General features: G+C 73.8%; 4 protein-coding genes and 1 pseudogene. 2 read left to right on the top strand and 3 right to left on the bottom strand.

Annotated features, from left to right (window positions below; genetic code table 11):
• A pseudogene (locus CCN72_RS39355) lies at positions 1–342 on the top strand (hypothetical protein); the annotation flags it as partial.
• A gap of 11 nt (positions 343–353) precedes the next feature.
• Here CCN72_RS39355 and CCN72_RS35445 read toward each other — a convergent pair.
• The 3 genes from CCN72_RS35445 to CCN72_RS35435 are packed head-to-tail and all read right to left on the bottom strand — an operon-like array spanning position 354 to position 2,692.
• Positions 354–1,139 (bottom strand): enoyl-CoA hydratase/isomerase family protein, encoded by a 786-nt coding sequence (locus CCN72_RS35445; protein WP_086812480.1) that lies wholly within the window; start codon positions 1,137–1,139, stop codon positions 354–356.
• Positions 1,124–1,534 (bottom strand): Zn-ribbon domain-containing OB-fold protein, encoded by a 411-nt coding sequence (locus CCN72_RS35440; protein WP_086812479.1) that lies wholly within the window; start codon positions 1,532–1,534, stop codon positions 1,124–1,126. The genes CCN72_RS35445 and CCN72_RS35440 overlap by 16 nt, the downstream gene beginning before the upstream one ends.
• Before the next feature lie 3 nt (positions 1,535–1,537).
• The gene (locus CCN72_RS35435; RefSeq protein ID WP_086812477.1) at positions 1,538–2,692 is read right to left on the bottom strand and encodes a lipid-transfer protein; all 1,155 of its coding nucleotides are present in this window, start codon (positions 2,690–2,692) and stop codon (positions 1,538–1,540) included.
• A 129-nt stretch (positions 2,693–2,821) separates the two neighbouring features.
• Here CCN72_RS35435 and CCN72_RS35430 point away from each other — a divergent pair.
• Positions 2,822–3,324, top strand: a 503-nt coding sequence (locus CCN72_RS35430) for an AMP-binding protein (protein WP_143664319.1), incomplete at its 3' end; no start/stop codon positions are given.

Raw genomic sequence — 3,324 nt, 5'->3', positions numbered from 1 at the left:
GGTGGCACGTACCGCCACCGGCCCACGCACACCACCACGCCCTCCGCGTCCTCCGGCGGCGGCAGCGGGCTCCAGGACGGCCGGGTGACGTTGATCAGCTGCGCCGGCGCGAAGAAGCCGTACGCGACGGTGCAGTTGACGAACCCGAACGGCCGCAGGGCCACCTTCAGTGTCGAGGTCTCCTTCCAGGACCGCGACGGCACGGAGCTGGACTTCAACGACAAGGACGTCACCGTGCCCGCGAACGGCACGGTGCGGGCCGAGGTCGCCTATGACGCGGGCTACTCCCCGGACCTGCCGGACCACTGCGAGGTCGAGCCGCGGGCCGGCGTCGAGGGCTGACGGCCCCGCGCTCACCGCACCCGGAACCCCCGCCGTCGCGCCGCGAACAGCTCCGCCTGCCGGCCGGGCGGGAGGTTGCCGAGGGCGATGAGGTGCGGGGCCTGTGCGAAGGCCGGTGCGCGGGCGGCCTCGCGCGCCGCCCACAGGGCCCGCACGGTCCCCTGCACCCCCGCCGGCGGATACCCGGCGAGCACCTCGGCACAGCGCACGGCGGCCGCCAACGGATCGCCGTCCGCCGCGAGTTCGGACACCAGCCCGATCGCATGCGCCCGCTCGGCGGAGATCCGCTCGGCCGTCCCCATGAGCATCATCCGGGCCGCCTCCCCGTACGGCATCCGCTCGGCCATGAGCATGGACTCGTACGCGCTGACCATGCCGTACGTCGTGTGCGGATCGAAGAACTCCGCCGTGCGGTCCGCGACCACGAACTCGCACTCGCCCAGCAGATAGAAGGCCCCGCCGCACACCATCCCGCGCACCGCCGCGACGACCGGCTTCCACAGCCCGTTCGCCTTCGGTCCGACGCCCAGCAGCGGATCGTCCTGCGCGTACGGCGACGACGGCTGCGGTACGACGCTGTCCCGGTCGATCCCCGTACAGAACGCCCGCTCCCCGGCCCCGGTGAGCACGACGGCCCGCACGGAGTCGTCGAACCTCAACCTGCCCCACACCTCCCGGAGTTGCCGGACCATCTCCAGGTCGATGGCGTTGAGCCGCTCGGGCCGGTCCAGGGTGACGACGGCGACCCCGGTGTCCTCGTCGGCCGCCAGGCGCACGGTGTTCACGCGAGCACCCACCGCGGCAGCCCCTCGTGGAACACCGCCCGCACCCGGGCGCCGATCCGGATGCGCCCCGGATCGAGGGAGCCGAGCGGCGCACCGGCCCCGGTGACCAGATTGCCGACCAGCCGGATCCGCGGGACCTCCGCCAGCTCCACCACGACCACGTTGTACGGCGCCTGTTCCGCGTACGCGGGCAGCAGCGGCGGGTGCGGGACGACGTACGACCACACGCGCCCGCGCCCCGACATGAGCCGCCACTCGCTCGCGAACGACCGGCAGTGCGGGCAGCAGGGCCGGGGCGGGAAGCGGGGCTCGCCGCACTCCCCGCAGGTCTGTACGCGCAGTTCGCCGCGGGCCGCGTACGCCCAGAACGGCGCGCCGTCGGCGTCGGTGACCGGCTTCAGCGTCATGGCTCAACTCCTCAGCAGCAGCGCGGAGGTGGGGACGCTCTCGCCCGCGGTGACCAGGCAGGTGGCGGCGCCGGGGACCTGCGCGGTGCTGGTGCCGCGCAGCTGCTTCACCCCTTCGGTGATGAGGTTGAAGCCATGCACATAGCCCTCGGAGAGCCCGCCGCCCCCGGTGTTGAGGGGCAGCCGGCCGCCGATCTCCAGGGCGCCCTGCTCGGTGAAGGCGCCCCCCTCTCCTCGTCCGCAGAAGCCGTAGCCCTCCAGGGAGAGCGGGACGAGGATGCTGAACCCGTCGTAGATCTGGGCCACGTCCACGTCGTCCGGGGTGAGATCGGCGTGCTTCCACAGCTGGCGGGCGGTGGCCCAGGAGGGGCCGGTGAGCGGGTCGTCGTTCCAGTAGTTGACCATGCCGTGGTGCTGGGCGGGCAGGCCCTGGGCGGCGGCGTGGACGTACACGGGCCTGCGGCGGCAGTCCCGGGCCCGCTCCCGCCCGACGACGACACACGCCAACGCCCCGTCCGTCTCCAGGCAGTTGTCGAAGAGGCAGAGGGGCTCGCTGATCCAGCGGGAGGTCATGTACATCTCGCGGGTGAGCGGGCGGTCGTACATCACGGCGGCCGGGTTCTGGTTGGCCCGGTTGCGGCAGGCGAGGGCGACGTTGAAGAGATGGTCGCGGGTGGCGCCGTACTCGTGCATGTAGCGGCGCGCCAGCATGGCCGTCTCGTCCGCGGGCCGCAGCAGCCCGAAGGGCCGGGTCCACTGGGCGGGGGTGGGGAGTTGGCCGGCGGTGCCGGTCCACGGCCGGGGCCCGCTGCCGCGTTTGCGGGAGCGCCAGGCGACGCCCACGGTGGCCTGTCCGGCGGCGATGGCGGTGGCGAGGTGGGCGACGGTGGCGCAGGAGCCGCCGCCTCCGTATCCCACCTTGCCGAAGTAGGTGAGATCCCCGAACCCCACCGCCTTCGCCAGCTCCACCTCGTCCGTCTCCTCCATCGTGTACGAGGCCAGGGCGTCGACCTCGCCGGGCGCGATCCCGGCGTCGTCCAGCGCGGCGAGCACGGCCCGGCAGGCGAGCGTCCTCTCGTCCTCCGGAAGGTGCTTGGCGAACGCGGTCTGCCCGATCCCGACGATGGCCGTGGCGTCCTTGAGTCCCGTCCCCGCCATGGCGTGGGCCCCCTTCCCGTAGCTGACAGCCCGTCAGATTACCGCTAATCTGACGATGAGTCAGCTGTGCGGGTTCGGCAGCTACGGGGACTCGGCAGCTACGGGATCGCGCGGTCGGGGAGGCCGATCATGGGCGAGTGGCACACCATCCCGGCCCTGGTGCGGTGGTCGGCCGCGCGGTACGCCGACCGGGAGGCGGTGGTGGAGGGCCGTACCCGCGTCACCTACGCCGAGTTGGGCGCCCGCGTCGAACGCGCGGCGGCCGCCTGCCTGGCGAGCGGGGTGGTGCCGGGCGACCGGGTGGCCGTGTGGGCGCCCAACTCCCTCGACTGGATCGTCGCGGCGCTGGGCGCGGTGTCGGCGGGCGGGATCCTGGTGCCGCTGAACACCCGCTTCAAGGGCGGCGAGGCGGTGGACGTGCTGCGCGGGAGCCGGGCGCGGCTGCTGTTCGTGACGGGGCCCTTCCTCGGCACGTCGTACGTGGCGGCGCTGCGCCGCGCGGCGGGTTCCGGCCCCGGCTCCGGCCCGCTGCCGGGGGTGCCGTCGCTGCGCGAGGTGGTGGTGCTGTCGGGGGAGGCGCCGCCGGAGTTCCGCACCTGGCGGCAGTTCCTGGCGGCGCCTCCCCCGACAGC

This window comes from Streptomyces murinus (genome assembly GCF_002154555.1).
Lineage (GTDB): Bacteria > Actinomycetota > Actinomycetes > Streptomycetales > Streptomycetaceae > Streptomyces > Streptomyces murinus.
This window is presented reverse-complemented; position numbering and strand designations above follow the sequence as displayed.